Genomic DNA, 1,248 nt, shown 5'->3' with positions numbered 1-1,248 from the left:
TCGTCGTGGTTGTGGCAGGTGCACTCGCACGCGTACCCGCCGACGACACCGCCCCCGCATGTCTCGTGCCGCTTGCGCAGGCAGTGCCGGGTGCGATGCCGACCGGGTGGTGGGGTGGGTCGTGGTGGGCAGGGCGTGTGCCCCGCGATGGTGCGGTGTACCCGCACCCCGTCTGGGGTGGGCGTGTAGTCGCCTCCGCATGCGCACGTCATGCTGACTCCTCCTGGATCTTGGTGGCGCGTCCCTCGAGGACTGCGGCGGTGACAGTGCGGGCGGTGAGCCCGATGCGGAGGTCGGCGGCGATGTCGTCGGCCAGTGCGCGGAGGTAGGCGGCTTCCTCGGCGGGGCTCATGCGGCATTCCTCGTCTCGGAGAGCAGTGCGAGGATGTCGGCCCTGTCGTTGACGCGGGCGAGCTTGTCGATCGTCGCGATGGCGTTCTTCGCGCCGACGCCGCAGCGTCGCGCGGCCGTGGTGGGGTTCTCGCCGTAGCGAACGAGCCGAGCCCACTCGTCCAGGTCGACCGTGCGGCGTGTGGTGCGCATGGTCGGTGGGGTCGCGTAGGGGTCGTCGAGGTCTGCCTCGTCCCACATCGCCGGGACGGCCCAGTCGTTGACCTCGGCGCGCTTGCGCGAGCGGGCCGCCGCGCCCTTCTCCCCGGCGGTCCGCTCAGGTGGGCGCCGGTCGCCGATCGTGTCGAACGCCTCGCGGATGGCGAGGGCGTTGCGGGCGTAGATCGGCTGGTGTCGCATCGCGGCGTCGATGGCCTGGCGGCTGATGCCGTGGTCGTCGGCGATGCGCTGCACGGACCACCCGAGTGCGATGAGGGCCTGGATGCGGCGGCGGGCACCGGTGGAGTCGACGTTCGTGGACGCGCCGAGTTGCTCGATCGTCGGCATGCTGATCGCCAGGACCCGGTCGGCGGTGCGCCGCAGGACCTTCGTGGTCGGTGGTCGGCGGGTGCCGTCGGCGCGGGTGATGCCGTAAAGGATCTTCGTGAGGGACCCGGCCGAGATGCCGTGCACCGCGGTGATCTGCTTGAGTCCCATGCCCGCGGTCATGAGCGCGTGCAGGTGTGCGCGTACCGGTCCGGCGTCGGTCGTGGTCGTGCGGCCGTAGGCGATGTTGCGCACCCGGGTGGACTCGTATGCGCTGTTCGCGGTCGCGCAGGGTAGGCACCGGCAGCGGTCCAGGACGTAGCACGCATGGGTGCCGTGCTGGTGGTTCGCGCGCTTGTGCTGGCAGGGCTT

The 1,248-nt window shown here is 71.2% G+C and carries 2 protein-coding genes; both read right to left on the bottom strand.

Going from position 1 to position 1,248, the window contains the following annotated elements; translation table 11 throughout:
* Positions 1 to 208 precede the first annotated feature (208 nt).
* Complete coding sequence (locus ABWK99_RS16015) at positions 209 to 352, bottom strand: hypothetical protein (RefSeq protein WP_372595678.1); 144 nt, start codon at positions 350 to 352, stop codon at positions 209 to 211.
* Positions 349 to 1,248: hypothetical protein (locus tag ABWK99_RS16010; RefSeq protein WP_372595677.1), on the bottom strand; the 900-nt coding region annotated here is incomplete at its 5' end. The genes ABWK99_RS16010 and ABWK99_RS16015, both read right to left, overlap by 4 nt.

This window comes from Actinotalea sp., from assembly GCF_041597215.1.
GTDB lineage: Bacteria > Actinomycetota > Actinomycetes > Actinomycetales > Cellulomonadaceae > Actinotalea.
The sequence above is the reverse complement of the archived record's forward strand: the minus strand, read 5'-3'. Positions and strand labels throughout refer to the sequence as shown.

Excerpts from the sequence above, each read along its gene's own strand:
- ABWK99_RS16015 (WP_372595678.1), bottom strand. The coding sequence starts at position 352 with ATGAGCCCCGCCGAGGAAGCCGCCTACCTCCGCGCACTGGCCGACGAC.